The following is a 23,679-nucleotide window of genomic DNA, read 5'->3' as shown; positions in this document are numbered from 1 at the left end:
TTTAGTTTAAAACATACTTCAAATCTATTTTACTGCTATTATGATCCAACTCAAATATTGTTTTATAACTCTTGTAACTTGAACTTTTAGGAGCGATTTTGATTATATCGCTATAAATACTCAATTTATAATTTACTTTTATACTTTTCCTGATGTTTTTAGGCAAAACAGTATATCTGCCAAATGACACTGTTTTGTTTTTCAAATTATTTTCAACGACAAAATGCAGGGTGCCTTTATCTATATCGGCGGTAAAAATGGTATAAATTTTTTGCAGTTCATCACTTTTTGGCACATATATATCTATAGGGTCACTTCCCATAAGATGTAGGTTGTATTTTGCTTCCAATATCCCTGCATCTATAAGATCATTTTTAGAAAATTTACCCGTTTCAACACAACTTTTTTTATCAATATCACACATAAAAAAGTATAAAATCTGATTGTTTACTTTTTGTACTCCTCCGTTGGGAAAAGTGCTTATGCCTGTTGGCCTTTGATAGATTTTCTTATAGACAATCACATAAAAACGTGTATTGTCTATATATGAAAAACCTGGAAGGATTTTTAGCCTTTCTTCTTGCTTGGAGTAGGTGCATCCACTTAAAAGTATGATTGAAAACCATAAAAATACCCAAAATACTTTTTTCACCCGCATATCTCCTTTTGTACATACCTTTAGACTTATCCTTTTTTGGTAAAGATGCAGCTATCAAACCTTTTGTCTTTATGTATGGTTTTAGACAAAACCATACATAAGGGTTTCACAGTAAAAAAGTATAGCATAATTTTTTATTTGTTTTGTGTAGGGTTATATCTCCAAAGTTTTATAAAAGCTTTCACTCATTGTAGGATGAGCGAATATCATGGATTTGATATCGTTTATATTTAGCTTGGAATTTATGCAAATCGCCACTTGATTTATGATCTCGGTCATATCGTATCCTACCATCGAAGCTCCAATGAGTCTCTCATCTGAATCAAACAAAAGCTTTACAAAACCACTGTCATCTCCTTTTATCTTAGGCATTCCAAGGGATTTTAAAAAAAGCTTTTTTGTACTGTATGGCATATCTTTCTTTTTCAGGCTTTTTTCATTCTCTCCTACACTGCCGACCTGAGGGGTGGTAAAAACAACGTTTGGCACGACAGAATCTTTTAAAGGTGTGAGTCCTAGTATATCAAAAGCTACTTTTTTAGCCTCATAGGAAGCCACATGTGCCAATGCCGGAGTTGTTATGGTATCGCCAATGGCATATATATGTTCATTTGTTGTCTGGTATTTAGAGTCTATGTCTATAAAACCTCTCTCATTGGTTTTGACTCCTGCTTTTTCCAATCCTATCTCTTTTGTATTTGGTGCTCTTCCTATGGAGATAAGAACTTTATCGTAAGCTTGATCGAAAGTTTTACCGTTTTTTTCAAATGTTACGGTTATCTTTCCATCTTTTATCTCATAAGCCTTGGCATTTATACTTACATCTACTTTGATGCCCTGTTTTCTATACTCTCTTTGGACGGTATTTGATACATCACTATCCTCAAGCGGTAAAATCGAAGGTGTAAATTCACAAAGATGTACGTTTGAGCCTGAAAAATTAAAAAAGTTTGCAAATTCGCACCCAATGGCTCCCGCTCCTATGATAAGTATATCTTTAGGAATGCTCTCCAACTCAAAAACCTCTTTGCTTGATACAACATACTTACCATCGACTTTCAAAACAGGATGCTCTTTGTGAATAGAGCCGGTTGCTATGATAAATTTATCCGCTTGTATGATTTTGTCATTTACTTTTACCTCATCTTTAGAGATAAAGGAAGCTTTGCCATACTCAAAACTTACACCTTTTGAGGATAATTTTTTTTGAAGTCCGCTCCTTAGGGTATCAAGAAGTTCATCTGTTTTTGTTTTTAAAGCGGATATTTCAAAACTCTCGATACTTCCTTTTAAACCTCTTTTGGTAAAATATGAAAATTTTCCCATATAATTCGCACTCTCAAGATAATTTTTAGCTGGAATACACCCCTCATTTAGACAAGTTCCACCTACTCTTCTTTCATCCTTATCTATCAAGAGTACATTTTTTCCATTTTTGGCAAGTATCAATGCAGCCTTATACCCCGCAGGTCCCGCCCCTATGATGCAAATATCAAATCTATCCATACCTATATCCTAAACTTTTAAATACTCATGAGCCATATATGAACTCCTTGTATATGGTGAACTCATTACAAAATCAAATCCAAGATTTAGAGCCAACTCTTTGTATCTGTCAAACTGATTTGGATGAATATACTCCAAAACAGGTGTATGCTTTTTTGAAGGTGAGAGATACTGCCCGAGGCTTAGAAAATCACACCCTACCTCCCTTAAATCTTTAAAAACTTCAACCACCTCATCTTCTTTTTCCCCAAGACCAAGCATGATGGCGCTTTTGGTTTTTATGGAGGGGTTGGTTTCTTTTATAAGCTTTAAAACCCTTAAGGACTTTTGATAATCCGACCCGCCTCTTACATCATATCTTCTTGGGATTGTTTCTATATTGTGCCCTACTATCTCGGCTCCACAGTTGGATACTTTAGATATGGCATTTTTATCTTCATTAAGATCAGGTATTAGAAGCTCTATCTTGATATCCGGCTTCATATCTTTTAAAGCTTTTACACACTTTACAAAATGCTCAGCCCCGCCGTCATCAAGGTCATCTCTTGTAACACTTGTTATAACTACATTTTCAAGCCCCATTCTCCTGACTGCCTCTACAACTCTTTGTATCTCAGCTTCATCGACGGGCTTTGGCTTGCCTCTACTGACATCACAAAATGTACAGGCTCTTGTACAGATAGTTCCAAGGATCAAAAAAGTTGCCTGCTTTTTACTGAAACATTCCGAGATATTGGGGCAACTTGCCTCTTGACATATGGTTGCAATGCCAATATCTTTCAAAAGCTCATCTGTATCTCTTTTTGCCTGAAAAGAGACTTTCTTTCTAAGCCACTCGGGCTTTCTTGTCAACATATATTCTCCTAAAACTATCAATCAATCCGTCAATTACTTCTTTTTCACTCAATCTTATACCAAAGTCATCCAAAGAATAACCTCCTTTTGGATGTTCAAGTTTTTTATACGGGATGGAGCCGTGCTGAAGTATCTTGTCTCTACTTCTTTTTTGTGCATTGCCGCCTATCTTTTTACCCTCTATGATGATATCATACGGCTCAAAGCCCACTTGACAAAATGAACTTTTACTAAGCTTTATATCTTCCAAGTCTTTGGCAAAAGCAGGCTTTAGCCCCAAACTTCTGTAAAACTCAAGTATAAACCCGCAAAGAAGTTCATAACTTTTTTTGACACTTACACTTTTTAAAGTTTTTGAAGGCGTTATGATGCAGTATGATATATCATTACCATGAAGAAGTATACCGCCTCCGGTAATCCTTTTTGCACTGCTTTTTCCGTACTCAAAATCAAGCTCTTCCAATTTTTGGGAAACTCCGTAGGTAAAGGAATCTTCCCAATTATAAATCCTAAGTATGGTTTTATCATCTTTTTTAAAATTGAAAAAAAGCTCTTTGTCTATATCCATATTTTCTTTGGCACTTAAATACTCTGTATCAACAATAAGTTCAAACTTATTTATTTCTGGCATATATCAAGTTCTCTTGCCGCTTTTGTTTCATCGGGTCTGCTAACCGGTGTTGTTTTTGGAAAATTATGAAAACTTTCAGGGTCTTCTTTTGCCAATATCGCGGCATCTATCATCTTTTTGCAAAAGTAATCGATACTCTCTTTACTTTCTGTTTCGGTAGGCTCTATCATCATGGCTTCCTTAACTATCAACGGAAAGTAGATAGTTGGTGCATGAAGATCAAAATCAAGCAGATATTTTGCGATATCAAGCGCTCTTACACCATACTCTTTTGCCAAAGTCTTGGCACTTAGTACGCACTCATGCATACAGGGCTTGTCATAAGGCACATCATAATACTCTTTTAACTTCACTCTTATATAATTTGCGTTCAAAACAGCTTTTTTACTGACATTTTCAAGCCCCTCTTGCCCCTCTATAAGGATATAAGCAAGAGCTCTTAGAGTTACCATATAATTTCCAAAAAAGGGAGAAATTCTACCTATGGATGTCTTTAAAGGCTCTTTTAGCCTGTAAGCTCCATCTTTTTTTTCTACTTGAAGGTTTGGTAAAAACGGTTTTAAGAACTCTTTTACCCCGACCGGACCGCTTCCCGGACCTCCACCGCCATGAGGAGTAGCAAAAGTTTTATGTAGATTTAAATGAGTCACATCAAATCCCAAATCTCCGGGTCTTACAACTCCAAGTATAGCATTTAGATTTGCCCCGTCATAATACATCAACGCATCATAAGAGTGTGCTATGTTGCAGACTTCTTTTATATATGGATTGAAAATCCCCAAAGTATTCGGTACTGTCAGCATCACGGCAGCTACCTCATCATTCATGGCTTTTTTAAACTCTTCAAGATTCATAACCCCCTCTTCATCACTTTTTATGGTTATGACTTCATACCCTACCATGGCTGCTGTTGCGGGATTGGTACCGTGAGAAGAGTCAGGAACTATGACATATCTTTTTTTGTTGCCTTTGTTTTTATGATAAGCATTTATGAGCATGATACCTGTCATCTCTCCGTGAGCTCCGGCTTGTGGCATGAGGGTAAAAGCATCCATGCCTGTTATCTCACAAAGAAGCTTTTCACTCATATCAACTACTTCCAAAGAGCCTTGTATATCTTTTACGGTCTCTTCGTTTAAAAGAGTCATAGGATGAACATCGGCAAATTTTTCAAGTGAGGCTACTTTTTCTTCTATTTTTGGGTTGTACTTCATCGTACATGAGCCTAGAGGATAAAAGTTTTTATCGATAGAGAAGTTTTTAGAAGATAGTCTTGTAAAATGCCTTACCGTATCAAGCTCACTAAGTTCCGGCATCCTGGCATCATTTTTTCTTTTTAAATTATCCGGGATTTGTACTTTTTTATTTATATCGTTTTTTGGAAGTCTTACTCCTTTTCTTCCCTCTTTTGACATATCAAATATAGTCATATTATCTCTCCTAAAAGCTTTACAAACTCATCCATCTCTTCTTTTGTTCTCTTTTCGGTAACTGCAATGAGCAAATGATTTTCATATCTTTTATCTATATTGCCAAGTTCAATCCCCGCATAGACACCTTGTTGTTTGAATTTTTTCACTATTTCCAAACTGTTTTTGGGAAGTTTTATAACAAATTCGTTGAAAGTAAAAGCGTCATTTACCACTTTTATACCATCAATACCGAACAATTTCTCTTTTAGGTAGTTTGCTTTTTGCAAATTCAATTCTGCCAACTCTTTTAAGCCTTCTTTTCCTATAGAAGTTAAAAATATAGTGGCTCTTAGTGCCATTAGGTTTTGGTTTGAGCAGATATTGGAAGTCGCTTTTTCTCTTCTTATGTGCTGCTCTCTTGCTTGTAAAGTCAAAACGAATGCTTCTTTGCCGTTTCTATCAACTGTCTTTCCGACGATTCTTCCGGGCAATTGCCTGATGAACTCTTTTTTTGCAGTCATTATCCCAAATGACGGTCCGCCAAAACCAAGATAATTGCCAAGACTCTGCCCGTCTGCACATGCGATATCCACATCCATTTCGCCCGGAGTTTTCAAAACTCCCAAAGATATAGGATAAAAAAGCCCGATAGCAAGTGCTTTTTTATCGTGCAAAGCCTGGATGATCTCTTCATAGTCCTCAACCGAACCAAAAAAGTTAGGATTTTGAAAGATATATGAAGCTGTTTTTTCATCTATCTCGTTTAAAATGGACTCTTTATCGAACTCCACTCCCTCTTTTTCTACTTCAACTACTTCAAATCCCCGTGTTTTCAGATATGTTTTTACGATATCTTTATATATTGGATTGACTCTGTAATCAAGGAGGACTTTGTTCCTTCTTCTAACTCTTATACTCATCAAAGCAGCTTCAGCCAAAGCGGTACCGCCGTCATACATGGAAGCGTTGGTTACATCCATTTCAAAAAGTCTGCAAATGAGTGTCTGATACTCATAAAGTGCCTGCAGAGTACCCTGAGAAGCTTCGGCTTGATAAGGGGTATAAGCCGTATAAAACTCACTTCTTGTAGATAAAGCATCCACGCAGGCAGGTATCACATGGTCATAGTAACCCCCGCCCATAAACAGAACTTTATCGGTGTTGTTTTTTGAAGCGATACTCTTTAGCTTTTCATATGCTTCAAATTCACTCATACCCTCAGGCAAATCAAAACTTTTTGCTCTTAACTCTTTTGGTATAGCGTCAAAAAGCTTCTCTTCATTCTTTAAACCTATCTCTTTTAGCATCAAAGAGATATCCTCTTTTGTATGCGGAGTATAAGGCATCACTCTTCACCTAGATATTTTTCATACTCTTCGTAACTCATAAGTTTATCGAGTTCACTTTTGTCTTTTAATTTTATCTTGCATATCCAGCCTTCACCCATAGGGTCTTTGTTGACGATCTCAGGCTCTTCTTCAAGAGCACTATTTACAGCTATAACTTCTCCGCTTGCAGGAGCGTAGATATCGCTTGCCGCTTTTACAGACTCGACAAATCCTATGGCATCACCCGCTTTAAACTCAACTCCGACTTCCGGAGTTTCTATATAAGTTATATCACCAAGCTCACTGACAGCATGCTCAGAAATACCAACATTTGCCTCATCACCCACAATCTTGATCCATTCATGATCTTTTGTATATCTTACCATCATATCCTCCTTATTATTTTTATTTTTATTTTTGTTCGAAGTCGGACTTCGAAGTTATCTTTTTAAAAAAGGAAGTGTATCATTTTCTACTTTTAAACTTCCCCTTTTGTCTCTTACTTCATATTCTCTGTTTTTGTCAAAAACTTCCAAGTCAAAAAGCCCGAGCCCTATACCGTACCCAAGAGAAGGCGAGTATGCCCCACTTGTGACTTCACCTACAAGTTTGTTATCTTGATAAATTTTATCGCCATGCTTCGGGGCTCTTCTGTTTTTGCTTTTAAAAGGAAGTATCAACCTTTTTATACCCTCTTCTTTTTGTTTTAAAAGTGCATCTTTTCCGATAAAATCCGTATCGAACTTTACGAACATGGAAAGATTGGCTTCAAGAGGGGTTGTATCTTCATTTAGTTCATTGCCATATAAACTGTATCCCATCTCAAGTCTTAAAAGATCCCTTGCGCCAAGCCCCGCGGGAGTTGCACCTTTATCCATAAGTTTTTTCCAAACTACAGGGGCTTTGTCATTTGACATATATAGCTCATATCCAAGTTCACCGGTATATCCTGTTCTACTTACCAAGCACTCAAAATCATCAAAACTGCTTTGCTCAAATGAAAAATATCCTAAACCGTCCAAATCAACCCCGACAAACTCTCTTAGCTTCTCTTTTGAGTTTGGTCCCTGGATATCTATCTTTGAAATTTCCTTGGATTTGTTTACAAAATCCCCCTCTTTGATACGGCTTTTTATAGTTTTAAAGTCTATATCGCTCCTGGCGGCATTTACCACGAACATCAACTCATCCTCACCAAGCTTGTAAATGATAAGATCATCTATAATGCCGCCTTTTTCATTTAACAAAAAGCCATACTTGCATTTGCCTACTGGAAGTTTTATGAGATCATGGGTTACACTTTCATTGACACCGCTGTTTTTTATATCACCCTTGAAGAAAAATTCTCCCATATGGGATATATCAAATAGTGCCGCATCGTTTCTACAAGCATCATGCTCTTTTATGATACTTTCATACTGCACAGGCATTTCCCAACCGCAGAAACTGACATTTCTTGCATTTAACTCTTTATGTACATCATAAAGTGATGTTCTTTGTAAATCGCTCATGGTTATCCTTTTCTATTTTACGATCAATGATATAATTATACCTTACAAAAGTGGCAAAAAAGTATCAATTTTTAAATAAGACAATTTAAGTCCTATTTAATATTTTAGTGCTATAATTGCGATTAATTATATCCGAAAGGAAAAATATATGTCACAACAAGAACTTGACAAAGCAGTTTCGGGTGAGTATGCACTCGGATTTGAGATAGATATAGACCAAGATACCGTCCCGCCGGGGCTTAATGAAGATGTCATAGCTTATATCTCTAAGAAAAAAGATGAACCAAAATGGATGCTTGATCTTAGACTCAAAGCTTTTAAAAAGTGGAAAAGCATGAAAGAGCCTCATTGGGGGCATTTGGAGTATAAGCCTATAGATTATCAATCCATATCTTACTTTTCAGCTCCGAAAAAAGGAGCAGACTCTCTTGATGAAGTCGATCCTAAGATTTTAGAGGCTTACAAAAAGCTTGGTATCCCTCTTGAAGAGCAAAAACAGCTTCAGGGCATTGCGGTGGATGCGGTAGTGGACTCTGTTTCGGTTAAGACCACATTTTCCGAGGAGCTTAAAAAACAAGGCATTATATTTTGTTCGATTTCTGAAGCTATAAGAGATTATCCTGAACTGGTTAAAAAGTATATGTTCAGCGTAGTTCCCATGAATGACAACTTTTTTGCCGCACTAAATTCGGCAGTATTTACAGATGGAACTTTTGCTTATATACCAAAAGGCGTGAAATGTCCTATGGAGCTTAGCACTTACTTTCGTATCAATGCTCTAAATACAGGTCAATTTGAAAGAACTTTGATAGTAGCCGATGAAGGAAGTTATGTCAGCTATAATGAGGGGTGTTCGGCTCCAATGAGGGATGAAAATCAACTTCATGCAGCGGTTGTAGAGCTTGTCATCTTAAAGAACGCTCAGATAAAGTACTCAACCATCCAAAACTGGTATCCAGGAGATGAAAACGGTAAAGGCGGTATTTATAACTTTGTAACAAAAAGAGCTATATGTAAAGGTAAAAATGCAAAAGTATCATGGGCTCAAGTTGAAACCGGCTCATCTATAACTTGGAAGTATCCAAGCTGTATATTAGAAGGCGATAACAGTGTAGGAGAATTTTACTCAGTAGCAGTTACCACTTTGGCTCAACAGGCAGATACCGGAACAAAGATGATACATCTGGGCAAAAATACACGCTCCACTATTATCTCAAAAGGTATATCTGCCATGAAAGGGCAAAACACATACAGAGGCTTGGTCAAAATCGCTTCAAAAGCAAAAAATGCACACAATTACAGCGAATGTGACTCTTTGCTTATAGGAAACAGGTGTGGTGCTCATACTTTTCCATATCTAGAGAGCAAAAACAAAGAAGCAAAAGTCGAACATGAAGCGACCACTACAAAGATAAGTGATGAGCAGCTTTTTTACCTTAGACAAAGAGGTATAGATGAAGAAAATGCAGTCGGCATGATAGTTCATGGATTTTGCAAGGAAGTATTTAACAAACTTCCCATGGAGTATGCCGTAGAAGCGAAAGCATTATTAGATTTAACATTGGAAGGAAGTGTAGGATGAGTAAAAATATAATTTTGGATATAAAAGATTTGCATGCAAGCATAGGTGAAAAAAATATACTAAAAGGGTTGAACCTTCAAATCGAAGAGGGAAAAGTACATGTCATAATGGGACCAAACGGTGCCGGTAAATCAACTCTGTCAAAAACGATAGTAGGTCACTATGATACGAACATTCAAAGCGGTGATATACTCTACAAGGATGAAAGTATCATAGAGTTAACTCCCGAAGAGAGAGCTTTAAGAGGTATATTTATGAGTTTTCAAAATCCTGTTGAAGTTCCCGGGGTCAATAACGCTTACTTTTTAAGAACGGCACTAAATGCAAAAAGAAGATATGAAGGACTTGATGAGCTTAATGCAGCTGAATTTTTAAGAGAAGTGAAAAAACTCATAAAAGAGCTTGGGATGAAGCCTGAAATGATACAAAGATCACTCAACCAAGGCTTTAGCGGCGGTGAGAAAAAAAGAAACGAGATACTTCAAATGATGGTTTTAAAACCTGACTTTGTTATCTTGGATGAGATAGACTCAGGACTTGATATAGATGCTTTAAGAGATGTAAGTGAAGGTATAAACAAGATGAAAGATGGCAAAAGAAGCTTTTTGGTCATCACTCACTACAGCAGAATCCTTGATTATATCAAGCCTGATATCATCCATGTATTAAAAGACGGTAAAGTTATCAAAACCGGTGATCCAAGCCTGGTCAAAGAGCTTGAAGAGTCAGGATATGAAGCTATCGAGGAAGAGTAATGAAACATTTAATAAAAACTGGCAAACTTAGCAGTACCCGACAGATAGCTCTTGAAAAACTTGAAACCATGGGACTGCCCACAAAAAAAACCGAAGAGTACAGATACTTCGATACAAGGGATTTGCTGAAAAAAGAGTGGGATCTTGTTGAAGATAATGATATAAAACCTACACAAAGTAAAGAGATCATCATCGTAGATGGAAAACTCTACTCATATCCAAGCGATTTGGGCTTCGAGATTTTTTACAGCGAAGAAGCGGTAATAGATGAAGAACATTTTGATTCTATGTATTATCTAGGGCATACATTAAGTGAAAAAAATCTCCATATCAACTTCAAAAGTGACTGCAGTGTTACTTTAAGACATGTTTTTAGCACAGAAGAAAAAATGATACCATACAGGATATCTTTAAATATCGCAGAAAATATCTATGTAAAGCTGTTTGATATACTTGAAGATATGGATACAAAAGGTATATTTGTTAGTTCTGGCTATGATATATCAGTTGGCAAAGATGCGACTTTTACTCTCATCCAGGAAAAAACCACTTATGAAAACGGCTCAACTTATATATTTTCCCATGATGCAAATGTAGAGCCTTTTGGCACTTTCAATCTACATACATTTGACTTTGGAGAGGGAAGAAGCCTTCAACTTATAAATGCAAAAGCCAAAGAAGAGGCAAACATCAACTCTTATCATTTACTTTTTGCCAAAGAAGAGGCAAACATCGGTACGATTTCAAAGATAGTACATCAGGGAAAAAACTCAAAAAGTACCCAAAAAGCTAAAAATATACTTCAAGACAAAGCAAAAGGTATATTTGACGCACTTATAAATATACAAAACAGTGCAAAAGGAAGTATCACTCATCAAAACTCTCAAGCAATCTTGCTAAATGACGGGGCTTTCATGGCAAGCAAACCTCAGCTTGAGATATATATAGATGATGTTGAGGCAAGTCATGGCTCAACCATAGGAGAACTTGACAAAGACCAGTTGTTTTATCTAAGAAGCAGAGGCATCCAGGAGACCGAAGCAAAAAAACTTCTCATCTTGGCATTTGCCAATGAAATGATAGACAATCTGGAGAATGACAAGATAAAAGAGTACCTTCACCAATCGTTTGACAGGGCTTATTATGATGAAATCCAGTTAGAGTGTTTATCAACCTGTCACAATTGTGAAGAGATGGTATTTAAGGAGAAATAATGTCAATACAGGAAACACTAAAAGAATATAAAGAGGATTTTGACCTTTTTGAAGGTGCAAATGAAAAGTTGGAGTATATATTTGACCTTGGCAAAAAACATACTACTTTGCCCGAAGAGAGAAAAAATGACGATACTTTCATAGAGGGGTGTGCATCTCCGGCATGGCTGGATTATGAGTGTAAAGACGGCAAACTCATACTTAAGGGTGAGGGAACTTCAGAGATGGCAAAAGGTATGCTAACACTGCTGTTGGATATATTTAGCAATAGAACTCCTGATGAGATTTTAAACTTCAATCCTCAAGAACTGCATCAACTTGGTATCGTTGAACTTTTATCTCCTGTTAGACAAAAAAGTCTTGAAGCATTTTTGGAAAAAGTTTATACCTACGCTAAAAAATGCAAGGAAGCTAAATGAGTAAAGATCCAAGAGAAGTAACACCAAAAGAGAGTGAAGAGAGAATCATAGAAGAGTTGAAAAACATATATGACCCCGAGATTCCCGTTGACATATACAATCTCGGACTTATATACGGGGTTAAATGTGAAAAAGATGAAATAAGCAAGTTAAATAATTGCAAAGTTACGATGACTTTGACTTCCCCGACTTGTTCTATGTCTGAAACTTTAGTAGATCTTGTTAGAACCATCCCAAGCAGGATACAAGACAACTCCATAGAATCGGTAGATGTTGAAGTTGTTTTCGATCCGCCCTGGACTCAGGAGAAGATGAGTGATGAAGCAAAGTTACAAATGGGACTACTGTAATCTCTACTTAAATACCGTCCCCAAAAGACCTTTTATAGAGGCTTGTATATCGGCTGGATAAATGACAAATTTTGAATTGTTTGAACTGCTTAGTTTTTCAATGGAATTTATATATCTATCACCGAGTAAAAACATAGCAGGCAACTCTTTATCTTGAATTTGCCTACTTATCATCTCAATGGCTTCAGATGAAGCTTTTGCCAAAGCAACTTGGGCCTGCGCTTCTTTTTTTGCGGCTTCAAGTTTTCCTTCAGCCTTCAAAATCGTCGCATTTTTATTGCCCTCGGCTGTTGTCTCTATAGCCCTTCTTTCCCGTTCTGCCGCTGCTTGCCTTTCCATGGAAGCTTGCATTGATTTGCTCGGACTGATATCTTGAATTTCGACTGATTTTACGGTAACTCCCCAGTCAGCTACATCATCAAGTATCTGCTCTTTTAGTTTTGCTTTTATACTCTCTCTGTTTGAAAGTGCTTCATCAAGCTTCATCTCTCCTATGATGGAACGAAGGGTGGTCATGACAAGATTGATGATAGCCAACTTAAAATCCTCCACTCCATAAAGAGCATTTGCAGGATTTGTAACTCTTATAAATGTTATGGCATTTGTAAGAATCACAGCATTGTCTCTTGTGATCACCTCTTGCTGAGGAACATCCAAAATGATATCTCTGGTAGAGATCTTCGCTCTTACTTTTTCTATATAGGGTATGATTATATTAAGTCCGGGAGTTAAAACTTTTTTATACTTTCCAAGTCTTTCGACAACCCACTCTTCACCCTGCGGAACTATATTGATACCTTTATATAAAGTTACAAGTACCAATACCGCAAGAATTATAAGGATATTAAGTGCTGCGTATTCACCTACCATGTTGATCCTCCTTTATCTTTTGCACCTCTACAAGTTCGCCGTCCACTTGGACTATTTTTACTTTTTCGCCTTTTTTTATCGGCTCTTTTGATAGCGCTTTCCATTTCGTATTGCCAAGTACAGGGAATTCAAAAAGTACTTCTCCCATGTTGCCAGGCTCTATATCTTTTGTAACTACGCCCAAAGTATCCAACCTGTAGTTTGACTGGCCGGCATGAGATACGGTTTTGTCTTTTACGTATTTGAACCATAAAAAGATAGCAACAATACATAAAATAATCCATAAAAAAAATGCCGTATTGAAAGTAATGACAAACAGTAAGCTGATAATACCCACTAAAAGTGCGGCAACTCCAAGACCAAGTATGAAAAAAGTACCCGTAAGAAGTTCACCCAATAATAGCAATATACCAAAAATTATCCAGTGCCACCATAAAATTAGATTATCCATTTATTCAACCCTTTTATATATTATATCACAACAATCCTATAGCCTTGTGAATATATATTTTCTATACAGTTGACTGGAAGCTTCTTTCTTACTCTTTTGACCAAATCTTTTAATTTTGTGGGATTATAATCAAGCAAAGCATCTTCTCCCCACACATAAGTTATGATCTCTTCCTGTCCAAAGGTATGGTTTGGTCTGCTTGTTAAAAGTTTAAAAAATACCGTCTCATATCTGGTCAGTTTTATTCTTTTATCTTTATAAAATAGTTCAAAACCGAGCATATCCCACCATAAATCTTTTGAGATAAGGATTTTTCTTGATACCCGCTCATACTCCCCAAGCTGATTTTGTGCCAAAGATAACGCCTCTTTGAGCTCTTTTCTGTTTATGGGTTTTGGTAGGTACTTTGTAAGATTTAGCTCTGTTGCCGTTATAAGTTTATCCACATCTTTTATGGCTGTAAGCATTATAATGCGGCATCTTTTATCTTTGTTTCTTATCTTTTTGGCTACTTCAAGCCCGTCAACACAAGGCATATCTATATCAAGCAACAAAATATCCGGTTTTTTGGCTTCATAAACTTCCAAAGCCTCTTTTCCATCTTTTGCTTCATATACATTATCAAAAAACCTGCTTAGATAATTGGCGTAGTTTTTCCTGGTTACCTCTTCGTCTTCAGCGTAAAGTATATCCATCTTATATCTCTATCTCGAAACAGACACCGTCTTTTGTATTTTTAGCTTCTATACTGCCTTTAAAACTCTCTTCGATGATCATTTTTGCCATAGAAAGACCATGCCCGGTACCTTTGCTTTTTTGTTTTGTCGTGAAATAGGGATCAAATATCCTGTCCATTATCTTTGCATCTATCCCTCCACCGTTATCACAAACGGATATAACCGTATGTGCATCTTTTTTATATGAACTGATTTTTATAAAAGGCTCTTTGACACTGTTTTCAAGCAGAGCATCTTTTGAATTGTTCAAAAGCACTAAAAGTGTTTGAACGAACTCTTTTTTATACCCCTTTATCGTTTCATTATCTTTTATATCTACATTGCACTCTATCTTTTTATGTTTTAAAAGAGGTTTTATCAAAGAGAGTGTTTCATTCGTCACCTCTTTTATGCTAAAAGTCGTTTTTTCTTTATCGGGGTGCAGATAATTTCTAAAACTCTCTATGGTTTGAGACATGAAAAGAGTCAAATTTTCTATCTGCGATAACTCATCATCGAGTATTTTTCTACTCAACTTGCCATCTTCATAGTTTGATTCGATATTTAAAACTACAGAATTTATCTGTGCCAGGGGCTGCTTCCACTGATGAGCTATATGTTCAAGCATTTCTCCGATAGAAGCCAGTTTTGCCTGGCGTATGAGAAGCTTGTCTTTGTTGGCAACAACTTTTTTCAAACCGGTATACTTTAAAAAAAAGTATACTGCCGCAGTTATAGCTACGGCGATAATGATATAGCACAACGTCATTGAAAAAGAGGATTGCCTTTTTGTTTGTGCCATGAGAGTATATGCTCCCACGCCTCAGCCGCATTGTCGGCAAATTTGAATATATCTGTATCGTTTGGAGCTATCACTCCCTCATCTTTTAAAAAGTCAAAGTCTATGGCTTTTTCCCAGTAACTTTTTCCAACCAATACTACTGGGATATCATCTGATTTGCCGGTTTGAATGAGAGTCAATGTCTCAAAAAGTTCATCAAATGTTCCAAAACCTCCCGGATATACCACCAAAGCCTTTGCCTTGCTTAAAAAGTGCATCTTTCTTATAGCGAAGTAATGAAACTGAAAACAAAGATCAGGTGTTATATAAGGATTTGGATACTGTTCGTGGGGAAGCTTTATATTGAGCCCTATGGTTTTTGCTCCCACATCATACGCTCCTCTGTTTGCAGCCTCCATGATACCGGGACCTCCGCCTGTCATAAGTGTGACTTTACAGTCATCCACTCCTTTTCCACTTTTTCCAACCAATTGTCCGAACCTTCTGGCATCTTCATAGTATATACTTTTTCCAACCATCCTCTCAGCCACATACAATTCTCTTAAAAGCTCTCTGTCATCCGGTTTTTTCTCAACCATTTCCTGGATATTTTTCAACCTTTTAAGGGCAGTTTTCCTCTCAACTATCCTGGCACTTCCAAAAACTACTATAGTATGCTCTATACCGTACTTTCTCATAGCAACATCAGCTTTTAGATAATCAAGCTCAAGTCTTATGGCTCTTGCATCATCACCGTATATAAAATCCTCATCCTCTTCGGCAAGTTTGTAACTTGGATTACTCATTATCTTTTTGATGAGCTTTAAAGCATTCGGGTCTTCGTCTTTTAGTTTTGGATGCTCCCAAGGAAGCTCTGAATTGTTAGTCATAAGTCGTAAGTCGCGAGTGGAATTATTGTCTTTTTCTTGTGATTTATTTTGCATTTTTTATCCTTTTTTCTGTTTATATAAAGCTCCATGTTATCGTTCCGATACCAAGAAGTGATATCCAAAGAGCAGCCTTATGGGTATTTCTCCAGCCTCCAAACCATAGAGCATATGCAGCTTTTAAAAGATTGTTGCTGCCTGCGGCTATGAGTATGGCATTGAATACTTCATGCGAAGTTATGGCATATTTTCCTGTTAACAGTGACAAGATAAAAGGATCTATATCTGTAAAACCGGCAACGAAAGAAAATATCTGAAGCCCAATGGAGCCAAACTCACTCGTGATATACTTTGTCAAAGCCATCATGGCTATAAAGAGTATGGCAAAGATAAATGCCGTTCTAAGTTCTAAAGGGTTATCATCTACAAAGTCGTGTGTTACATCTCTACTTTTTTTTGCATATAGATAAAAAATTGATATAGCGGTACCTATAACAGAAAAAACCAAAAAAGGTATCATGATAGACTTTGCCATTTGTGCATTGAAGATAAATGCCACGACTATCAGTCTTAGATACATAACGGAAGTAGAGATGATAATGGCTCCATTTATAACCGGATTATACTCTGATAGTTTCGCTTTTCTTGCCAACACTACCGTAGTTGCCGTAGAAGAGTAAACTCCTCCGATGAGTCCTGTTAAAAAGTAGCCTTTTGATGGGAAAAAATACTTTTGAGCGATATATCCGCCGTAACTTATAGCTGAAACAACGACCACTACCAGCCATATTTTAAAAGGCGATATCGGTATATAAGGTATCACATCTTTATTTGGCAATAAAGGAAGTATGACAGCGGAAAGCAAAACCATCTTTCCAAAAGTTTCAAATTCCTGTTTATTTACATAACTGCTGAAGTTTTGGATACCGACTTTCGCATTTAGTATAAAGATCACCAAAACAAAAACAAGCGATGTCATCCATATGGGATTGTTTATACTGATGGGTCCAAAACTGTAAACTATCAACAAAACAAGAAAAAGTATGATACTTTGTTTGTTTTTTAAAAGTCTTTGATAGTAAAACATAGCATACAAAACACTCAAAGACGCCAAAACCATGAGATACGCATATATACTTACATGATAAAATAAAAAACCAAGTATTCCCACAAATGCAAAAGTCCTGGCACTTCCAAAAAAGTAATTGGATGATTTTTCATGAAAATGAAGTTTATAGGTTTTTACTTCCAAACCTATCAAAAAGCTAAATACGATAGTTATAGCAAAGTCTATCAAACTTTTTTCAATATGCATATTTTCCCTTCTTACGACGCCGTATTTTTTATCTTTTTGCTTCTATAGTGTCCTATGAGTGGCTGCACCAAAAGTACGATAATGATAACCCATAGTATTTTAGCCGGCACCGAAGCAAAAAATATCCCGTACCCGCCTCCTGAGATAGTAAGAGCCTGGGCAAATCCCGACTCAGCGATAGGTCCCAAGATCATACCGAGTATGATAGCACTCAGAGAAAAGTTCAGTTTGTTCAAAAAGAAACCGCCTATAGCAAAAACAAGCATAATACCCACATCAAACATACTGTTGTTGATGGCATATGAGCCTACAACTGAAAAAACACTGATAGCAGCTATGAGAATGGGTGCCGGTATAAGAGCGATCCTTGCAAAATATGGAGCGAAAAACAGACCTACGATCAAAAAGACGATATTCGCTATAAAAAGTGATAGTATAAATCCGTAAGTTATCTGTCCATATTTTGTAAAAAGCTCCGGACCTGGTATGAGACCTTGTATCATCAAGCCTCCCATGAGTGCTGCTGAAACTGTATTGCCGGGGATTCCAAGAGTCAAAAGAGGTACGAGTGAGCCTCCCACACAGGCGTTATTCCCGCTTTCTGCCGCTGCTATGCCCTCAGGGTTTCCTTTTCCGAAAAGGTGTTTTAGTTTTGATTTTTGTTTTGCCATGTTATAAGATACGAATGCCGCTATGGTAGCACCTTCACCGGGTATGATACCCACAAGCGTACCTACTGCCGTTCCCAAAGCTATGAAAGGAGCCATCCCTTTTGGCATCTTTTCTCTTTTTATAGTAGAGAGATCTATGTCATCATTGGCTATCCTTTTTTCACCTGTAAGCTCTAGCATTTGGGCTATGGAAAACATACCTATAAGTGCCGGCATAAAAGATACACCCTCATAAAGTTCTACCTGACCGAAAGTGTATCTGAGCATCCCACTCATGGCATCTGTGCCTATCAATGCTATGATAAGCCCTATAAGTCCGGAAATGATACCCTTCACTAGTCCTCCGCTTGAAACAGATACAACACCCGTCAAACCCATCAAAGCAAGCAAAAAATACTCAGGTGGTCCGAACTTCAAAGCAAATTTGGCAAGAAGAGGTGACACTAAAAGTAAAACTATGACAGAAAATGTTCCGCCTATAAAACTTGCTACAACTGAGACCTTAAGAGCCAAACCTCCTTTTCCCTGTTTTGTAAGAGGATATCCTTCTATAGCGGTTGCTGCTGCTGCCGGAGTTCCTGGAGTAGAGAGAAGTATGGCCGCGATGGAGCCTCCATACATTGCCCCGGCATACACTCCACCCATCAAGGAAAGCCCTATAAGAGGAGAGAAAGAAAAGGTTATAGGTATCAAAAGTGCAACAGCCATAGTAGCCGTAAGTCCAGGCATACCGCCTATGATGATACCGGCAATGGAGCCGATAGTAACCGCGCTTAAAACATCAAATGTAAATACCGCATGCAAAGCATCAAGCAATATCATAACGAAGCTCCAAAAAATATAGTGGCTTCAGGAAGTTGTATCTCGAACATTTTAACGAATAGTATATAAACAAAAAGGGTGACACCTACCGAGATGATGATCGATTTTATCACTTTCTTATATCCCATGAATCTCATAGTATAAGGTAAAAATATCAAAGTTGAAATGATAAATCCGATATATCTCATTATCCATACATATAATATCAGCAATACTATAAGTATGAAGAATTTTTTAGGTTCTTTTGCAAATATTATTTTTTGATTGGAGTCTATGGAAAAAGAAAAAAAGAGTTGAATAGTTGCGGCAATACCCAAAGCATAAGCTAAAAATTTAACGTAAACGGCTGTTGTAAAAAGTGCCGATTTTGGAAATGTGGCGGTACTCCTGTAAAGAAGTACCGCTAAAACGATAAAAAATATACTGATCGATATATCTATATATTTTTTACTCATATTGTTTCTTTATCCCTTCTCTTACCATGGAGAAGAGTCATATACCTTTTGTGTATCTTTTTGCAACTGCTCAAGATACGCTCTGTACTCTTTTGAATACATAGGTTTCAAAAAGATAAAAGCTTTTTTACATTTTGCTTTAAAGTCTTTGTCGTTTACGACTTTTTTAAATAGATCCTCGATCTTGTCAAAGATAGGTTTTTTTACCTTTGCACTGACTATCATACCTCTTGTTGCGGTCATATAGGTTTTATAACCCTGCTCTGCCGCAGTTTTGATATCTTGTGCCACATCCGCTCTTTTATCAGCCATTATGGCGATGATCCTCGCTTTTCCAGCTTTATGCTGGGCTAACATTTGAGAGAGGTTCATAAAAGCTACTTCTATGTGGTTTCCAAGAATCGCAGCTTTTTCTTCGGTTGATCCTTTTGTAGGCATAAGGTTGAACTTGACACCGGTTAGCGCTTCAAAATTCTTTGCTGCTAAAAAGTCATCACTTCCTATACCGTTTACCGCAGCGGTTATCTTTTTTGATTTTGCCAATTTTACCAAATCATCAAGATTTTTTACACTGCTTTGTGCGGGAACTACAACGATCTCGGGATCTTCGGCTATGTTGCCTACTATCTTGAAACTGTCAAGTGTGTAGTGAGCTCTTTTAGCTACTATGTGAGCTACTATCTGAGGGGTGAACATCAAGCCAAGAGTATAACCGTCAGCTCTGCTCCTTGCTTCCGCTTCAAAGCCCATAAGACCGCCTGAACCTGGTTTGTCAACTATGATAAAGTCTATGCCTTTCCAGTATTTTTTTGCGGTTTGCGCAAAAAGTCTGGCTGTGGTATCGGTTGATCCACCGGCTTTTGAAGGAACGATAAGCTTCACGGTTCTTGAGGGATAAGCCGCAAAACTACTGGCTGCCATGACTGTCACTATAAACAGTACAACTGAGATAAGTTTTCTCATATTTTCTCCTTTGGGGAAAGTTTTTATTATGTTACCATAAATACTATAAAACTTTATCAAAAATAAATGTAAAAAAAATAAAATGTTTGTTTTAATATTATGGAAATATCAATCCCCTCTTATAACAACTTGAATCAAACCTACACAATATATCATGGTCATAGACTAACAAATCCTCTTTTTTATCGGGATAATCCACTGATGAGAGAAAATGTTTCATCGCATTTATCCTTGCCTCTTTTTTTTCATCGGTATGAACTATACACCATGGGGCAAAGGCAAAGGATGTCTTATCGAACATATCATTTCTCGCTTTCGAGTAGGCATCCCAGTACTTTTGGGCTTGTTCATCTATGGGGCTTATCTTCCACTGTTTTAGCGGGTCGGTTTTTCTAGCTTTAAGTCTTTCTTGCTGCTCATCTTTACTGATATCAAGATAGTATTTTATGAAAATGATGCCTGAATGAACCAGTAAATGCTCAAAACTTTCAACTTCAGCCATAAAGTCTTTATACTCTTTTTTTGTACAAAAGCCCATCACTTTTTCAACTCCTGCCCTGTTATACCAGCTTCGGTTAAAAAATACTATCTCACCTCCTCTTGGCAAATGTGGTACATATCTCTGAAAATACCAAGACTTTTTATCTTCATCGCTTGGTTTTCCAAGAGCTACAACTCTTGCTTCTCTTGGACTTAAATGCTCGGTAAATCTTTTGATAGTCCCATCCTTGCCTGCGGTATCACGTCCCTCAAAGACAACACAGACTTTCAAGTCTTTCTTTATAACTTCCTTCTGAAACTTCACAAGCTCCACTTGAAGCTCATAAAGCTCTTTTTTATACTCTTTTTTCTTCATAATAAAACCTTTTATAAAGCGTCTTCGCCATAACGTTTTTTATAGTATTTGATAACAGCCATCTTAACAACATCATTAAAAATAAACCAAGATGTAACATATCCCCATAAGAAGAGTGCCCATTGCCAGTTGATTCTTGGAATTAAACCAAAACTATATAATCCAATAGCAGTTCCTGCCAAAGCAGTTACAAGTGATGCCGTGACAAGCGGCCATGACGGATATGGTTTTTTGAAGAACCAGTCTGCAATACGTGTATTAAAAATCGTATAGTGCCCTGCAATAATCAACTTCACAAAAAAGAGTGTCTGCACAAAACCTAAAAATGATTTGTCATCTTTCATATCTACCCATGCAGGCACTTGCGGTAAAAACATTGCCGTATCGGGATGTGATTTTAAATAGATCATAACGATATAGAAAATAGTAAACGAACTTAAAACTCCGGCAACACCTAACCATGTAGAGAGGACGAAAACAACTTTCATATCCCAACGAACCGGCTTTTTCTCCACTTTTGTATTGTCATACGCAATCGTCATGATTGGGATATCATTTAACAGTGCCAAAAGGATAATCATAATAGCCGTAATCGGATAGAAGTCAAAAATTACAATAGAGAGCGTCATAAAGATAATAATTCTTACGGTTTCAGCGATTCTGTAAACAACATAGCTTTTCATTCTCTCAAAAACAATTCTGGCCTGCTTGATTGCATCGACGATAACACGTAGTCCCGGAGCCATAAGAACAATATCTGCAGCCGCACGAGCCGCATCTGTTGCACCACTAACGGCGATTCCACAGTCCGCTTTTTTAAGTGCCGGTGCATCATTAACACCGTCACCTGTCATACCGACGATATGGTTTGCTTTTTGCAATTTATCGACAATGAAATACTTATCTTCAGGGAAAACCTGTGCAAAACCATTTGCTTTTTCTATGATCTTAATGATCTCAGATTCATGCTGTCTGACACTGCCTTCAGGTAGAGGTTTTGATTCTAGCTCTTTTTGTACACTGTTTACGATCTGCTCTACATCTCTTTTTATCTGTGCTTCATCTGCATCTTTTTCAACTGTTTTTACAATTGCACGGGAGATGACATCAGCAAGATAGACATACTCTTTTGTGCTTTGCCCTTTTAACTCTTTAATATTTTCTATATCCTGACCAATATTTAAGATTCCTGCAATATATTTAGCAACAGCAATGTTATCACCTGTAACCATCTTAACTGCAACGCCTTTTGCATTTGCCTCTTCAATAGCCTCTTTAGAATCTTCACGTGGAGGGTCAAATAGAGGTATCAATCCAACAAAATGATACTTATCTTCGCCCTCTTTTTTATAGCCTACACCAAGAGCCCTAAAACCTTTGTTGGCAAAATCTTCAACCGTTGCATAGGCCTCTTTTTTGTCAAACTCATTTTCATCACACAGTTCAATGATGACCTGAGGTGCGCCTTTTGTATAAATCAGATCATCTTCAAAAATACCCTCTGTTTTTTTACTTACAGGGTCAAAAGGCACATATTTTTTCATTTTCTTTGCTGTTAATTTATCTGTAAGCTTATGTGCATCAAGATAATCAAATATAGGCTTTTCTATAGGATCTTGATTTTCCTTTTTACTTGCAAACGCAGCATAGAGCATAAGCTCATCTTCTGTATGATTGGCTGCAAGATAAGGGTCTGAAAGGCTCATTATATTTTGCGTAAGTGTTCCCGTTTTATCTGAACACAAAATGTCCATACCCGCAGCTTCTTCAATAGCTGAAAGTTTGGTGACAATTGCCTCTTTTTTAGCAAGAACCCTGGCGCCTAAAGCCATAGTAACCGTTAAGACTGCCGGCATAGCTACCGGAATGGCAGAAACAGTTAAGATAAGTGCAAATATGAGTAAATCTACAAGAGGTTCATGATATGCCACTCCATGTAAAACTATTATTGCGATAAAAAAGAGTGTCATAATAATGAGGTAATCCCCTACTTTTATGACCATCTTCTGAAAATGTCCATTTTCTTCTTTTTCTGCTTTTGCAACAAGTCCTACTGTTTTTCCAAAGTAAGTATTGAGTGCTGTTGCAGTAACACGGGCTATCATTTCACCCTGTTTTACAATTGCATTCGCATAAAGCGTTTCTCCGGCTTGTTTATCTACAGGAAGGGATTCTCCTGTTAATGCAGACTGGTCGACTTGTAAGAAATCCCCACCGCCGAGTAAAATACAATCTGCAGAAACAACATCTCCGATTTTGACCTTTATAATATCATCAGGAACAATTTCTCTTGCGTCAATAGTTTTCCATTCTCCATCACGCAGTACAATGGCTTTTCTTGCAAGCTTTTTTTTCAGTACTGCTATGGCACTCAAAGCTTTTGACTCCTGATAAAAATCAACAAAAGCATTAACTAAAAGCATAAACACAATAACGGAAAAATCTTCCCATCTCTGTGCTGCTGCAGAAAGAATAGCTGCTATCTCAATCATCCAGGGAATCGGACCCCAAAACTTTTTAAAGAGACGATGCAGCCATGTTTCTTCTTTTTCATTTATTTCGTTATATCCAAACTTTTGAAGCCTCTCTTTGACCTCTTTTTCACTTAAACCTTTTAAATTATCCACATCTTGAGTTTCACTCTTTTTTTCATCACTCATTGCATCTCCTC

24 protein-coding genes are annotated in these 23,679 nt (G+C 37.2%); 5 read left to right on the top strand and 19 right to left on the bottom strand.

The window, feature by feature from the left end:
- Nucleotide 1: 1 nt before the first annotated feature.
- The 8 genes from ACZ47B_RS00760 to gcvT form a co-directional block, all read right to left on the bottom strand.
- Nucleotides 2–652 (bottom strand): hypothetical protein, encoded by a 651-nt coding sequence (locus ACZ47B_RS00760; RefSeq protein WP_464894771.1) that lies wholly within the window; start codon nt 650–652, stop codon nt 2–4.
- A 159-nt stretch (nt 653–811) separates the two neighbouring features.
- Nucleotides 812–2,164, bottom strand: coding sequence for a dihydrolipoyl dehydrogenase (gene lpdA, locus ACZ47B_RS00755; RefSeq protein WP_464894770.1), 1,353 nt, complete (start codon nt 2,162–2,164; stop codon nt 812–814).
- Nucleotides 2,165–2,173: 9 nt separating this feature from the next.
- Entirely contained in the window at nt 2,174–3,019 is an 846-nt protein-coding gene (lipA, locus tag ACZ47B_RS00750) for a lipoyl synthase (RefSeq protein ID WP_464894769.1), read from the bottom strand.
- On the bottom strand, nt 2,991–3,650 hold the full coding sequence (locus ACZ47B_RS00745; RefSeq protein ID WP_464894768.1) for a lipoate--protein ligase family protein: 660 nt from the start codon (nt 3,648–3,650) through the stop codon (nt 2,991–2,993). The genes lipA and ACZ47B_RS00745 overlap by 29 nt, the downstream gene beginning before the upstream one ends.
- A complete protein-coding gene (gcvPB, locus tag ACZ47B_RS00740) occupies nt 3,638–5,080 on the bottom strand; it encodes an aminomethyl-transferring glycine dehydrogenase subunit GcvPB (RefSeq protein WP_464894767.1) in 1,443 nt (480 codons plus the stop codon). The genes ACZ47B_RS00745 and gcvPB overlap by 13 nt, the downstream gene beginning before the upstream one ends.
- Nucleotides 5,077–6,408: an aminomethyl-transferring glycine dehydrogenase subunit GcvPA gene (gene gcvPA, locus ACZ47B_RS00735; RefSeq protein ID WP_464894766.1), complete on the bottom strand. Its 1,332-nt coding sequence runs from the start codon at nt 6,406–6,408 to the stop codon at nt 5,077–5,079. The genes gcvPB and gcvPA overlap by 4 nt, the downstream gene beginning before the upstream one ends.
- Nucleotides 6,408–6,776, bottom strand: a complete 369-nt coding sequence (gene gcvH, locus ACZ47B_RS00730; RefSeq protein WP_464894765.1) for a glycine cleavage system protein GcvH — start codon at nt 6,774–6,776, stop codon at nt 6,408–6,410. Before gcvH ends, gcvPA begins: the two co-directional genes overlap by 1 nt.
- 54 nt (nt 6,777–6,830) lie before the next feature.
- Entirely contained in the window at nt 6,831–7,901 is a 1,071-nt protein-coding gene (gcvT, locus tag ACZ47B_RS00725) for a glycine cleavage system aminomethyltransferase GcvT (protein ID WP_464894764.1), read from the bottom strand.
- A gap of 148 nt (nt 7,902–8,049) precedes the next feature.
- On the opposite strand from gcvT, the gene sufB reads away from it, so the two are divergent.
- The 5 genes from sufB to ACZ47B_RS00700 are packed head-to-tail and all read left to right on the top strand — an operon-like array spanning nt 8,050 to nt 12,221.
- Nucleotides 8,050–9,483 (top strand): Fe-S cluster assembly protein SufB, encoded by a 1,434-nt coding sequence (gene sufB, locus ACZ47B_RS00720; RefSeq protein WP_464894763.1) that lies wholly within the window; start codon nt 8,050–8,052, stop codon nt 9,481–9,483.
- Nucleotides 9,480–10,238: a Fe-S cluster assembly ATPase SufC gene (gene sufC / locus ACZ47B_RS00715; RefSeq protein WP_464894762.1), complete on the top strand. Its 759-nt coding sequence runs from the start codon at nt 9,480–9,482 to the stop codon at nt 10,236–10,238. The genes sufB and sufC overlap by 4 nt, the downstream gene beginning before the upstream one ends.
- Complete coding sequence (locus ACZ47B_RS00710; protein ID WP_464894761.1) at nt 10,238–11,452, top strand: SufD family Fe-S cluster assembly protein; 1,215 nt, start codon at nt 10,238–10,240, stop codon at nt 11,450–11,452. Before sufC ends, ACZ47B_RS00710 begins: the two co-directional genes overlap by 1 nt.
- Nucleotides 11,452–11,871, top strand: a complete 420-nt coding sequence (locus tag ACZ47B_RS00705) for a SufE family protein (RefSeq protein ID WP_464894760.1) — start codon at nt 11,452–11,454, stop codon at nt 11,869–11,871. Before ACZ47B_RS00710 ends, ACZ47B_RS00705 begins: the two co-directional genes overlap by 1 nt.
- Nucleotides 11,868–12,221: a metal-sulfur cluster assembly factor gene (locus ACZ47B_RS00700; protein ID WP_464894759.1), complete on the top strand. Its 354-nt coding sequence runs from the start codon at nt 11,868–11,870 to the stop codon at nt 12,219–12,221. The genes ACZ47B_RS00705 and ACZ47B_RS00700 overlap by 4 nt, the downstream gene beginning before the upstream one ends.
- Before the next feature lie 3 nt (nt 12,222–12,224).
- Here the strand turns inward: ACZ47B_RS00700 and ACZ47B_RS00695 are convergent, their stop codons facing one another.
- The 11 genes from ACZ47B_RS00695 to ACZ47B_RS00645 form a co-directional block, all read right to left on the bottom strand.
- The gene (locus ACZ47B_RS00695) at nt 12,225–13,091 is read right to left on the bottom strand and encodes an SPFH domain-containing protein (protein ID WP_464894758.1); all 867 of its coding nucleotides are present in this window, start codon (nt 13,089–13,091) and stop codon (nt 12,225–12,227) included.
- Nucleotides 13,081–13,542, bottom strand: coding sequence for an NfeD family protein (locus ACZ47B_RS00690; protein WP_464894757.1), 462 nt, complete (start codon nt 13,540–13,542; stop codon nt 13,081–13,083). Before ACZ47B_RS00690 ends, ACZ47B_RS00695 begins: the two co-directional genes overlap by 11 nt.
- 20 nt (nt 13,543–13,562) lie before the next feature.
- The gene (locus ACZ47B_RS00685; RefSeq protein WP_464894756.1) at nt 13,563–14,237 is read right to left on the bottom strand and encodes a response regulator transcription factor; all 675 of its coding nucleotides are present in this window, start codon (nt 14,235–14,237) and stop codon (nt 13,563–13,565) included.
- Between the two features lies 1 nt (nt 14,238).
- Nucleotides 14,239–15,027, bottom strand: a complete 789-nt coding sequence (locus ACZ47B_RS00680; RefSeq protein ID WP_464894755.1) for a sensor histidine kinase — start codon at nt 15,025–15,027, stop codon at nt 14,239–14,241.
- Entirely contained in the window at nt 15,024–15,983 is a 960-nt protein-coding gene (locus ACZ47B_RS00675) for an LOG family protein (RefSeq protein WP_464894754.1), read from the bottom strand. Before ACZ47B_RS00675 ends, ACZ47B_RS00680 begins: the two co-directional genes overlap by 4 nt.
- Before the next feature lie 19 nt (nt 15,984–16,002).
- Nucleotides 16,003–17,241, bottom strand: a complete 1,239-nt coding sequence (locus ACZ47B_RS00670; RefSeq protein ID WP_464894753.1) for an MgtC/SapB family protein — start codon at nt 17,239–17,241, stop codon at nt 16,003–16,005.
- Nucleotides 17,242–17,252: 11 nt separating this feature from the next.
- Complete coding sequence (locus tag ACZ47B_RS00665; RefSeq protein WP_464894752.1) at nt 17,253–18,734, bottom strand: tripartite tricarboxylate transporter permease; 1,482 nt, start codon at nt 18,732–18,734, stop codon at nt 17,253–17,255.
- A complete protein-coding gene (locus ACZ47B_RS00660; protein WP_464894751.1) occupies nt 18,731–19,189 on the bottom strand; it encodes a tripartite tricarboxylate transporter TctB family protein in 459 nt (152 codons plus the stop codon). The genes ACZ47B_RS00665 and ACZ47B_RS00660 overlap by 4 nt, the downstream gene beginning before the upstream one ends.
- 21 nt (nt 19,190–19,210) lie before the next feature.
- Nucleotides 19,211–20,152 (bottom strand): tripartite tricarboxylate transporter substrate binding protein, encoded by a 942-nt coding sequence (locus tag ACZ47B_RS00655; RefSeq protein WP_464894750.1) that lies wholly within the window; start codon nt 20,150–20,152, stop codon nt 19,211–19,213.
- A gap of 97 nt (nt 20,153–20,249) precedes the next feature.
- The gene (gene ppk2 / locus ACZ47B_RS00650) at nt 20,250–21,008 is read right to left on the bottom strand and encodes a polyphosphate kinase 2 (protein ID WP_464894749.1); all 759 of its coding nucleotides are present in this window, start codon (nt 21,006–21,008) and stop codon (nt 20,250–20,252) included.
- An 11-nt stretch (nt 21,009–21,019) separates the two neighbouring features.
- Nucleotides 21,020–23,668, bottom strand: coding sequence for a plasma-membrane proton-efflux P-type ATPase (locus ACZ47B_RS00645; RefSeq protein ID WP_464894748.1), 2,649 nt, complete (start codon nt 23,666–23,668; stop codon nt 21,020–21,022).
- Nucleotides 23,669–23,679: the final 11 nt, after the last annotated feature.

The organism is Thiofractor thiocamini, assembly GCF_055384375.1.
The sequence above is the reverse complement of the archived record's forward strand: the minus strand, read 5'-3'. Positions and strand labels throughout refer to the sequence as shown.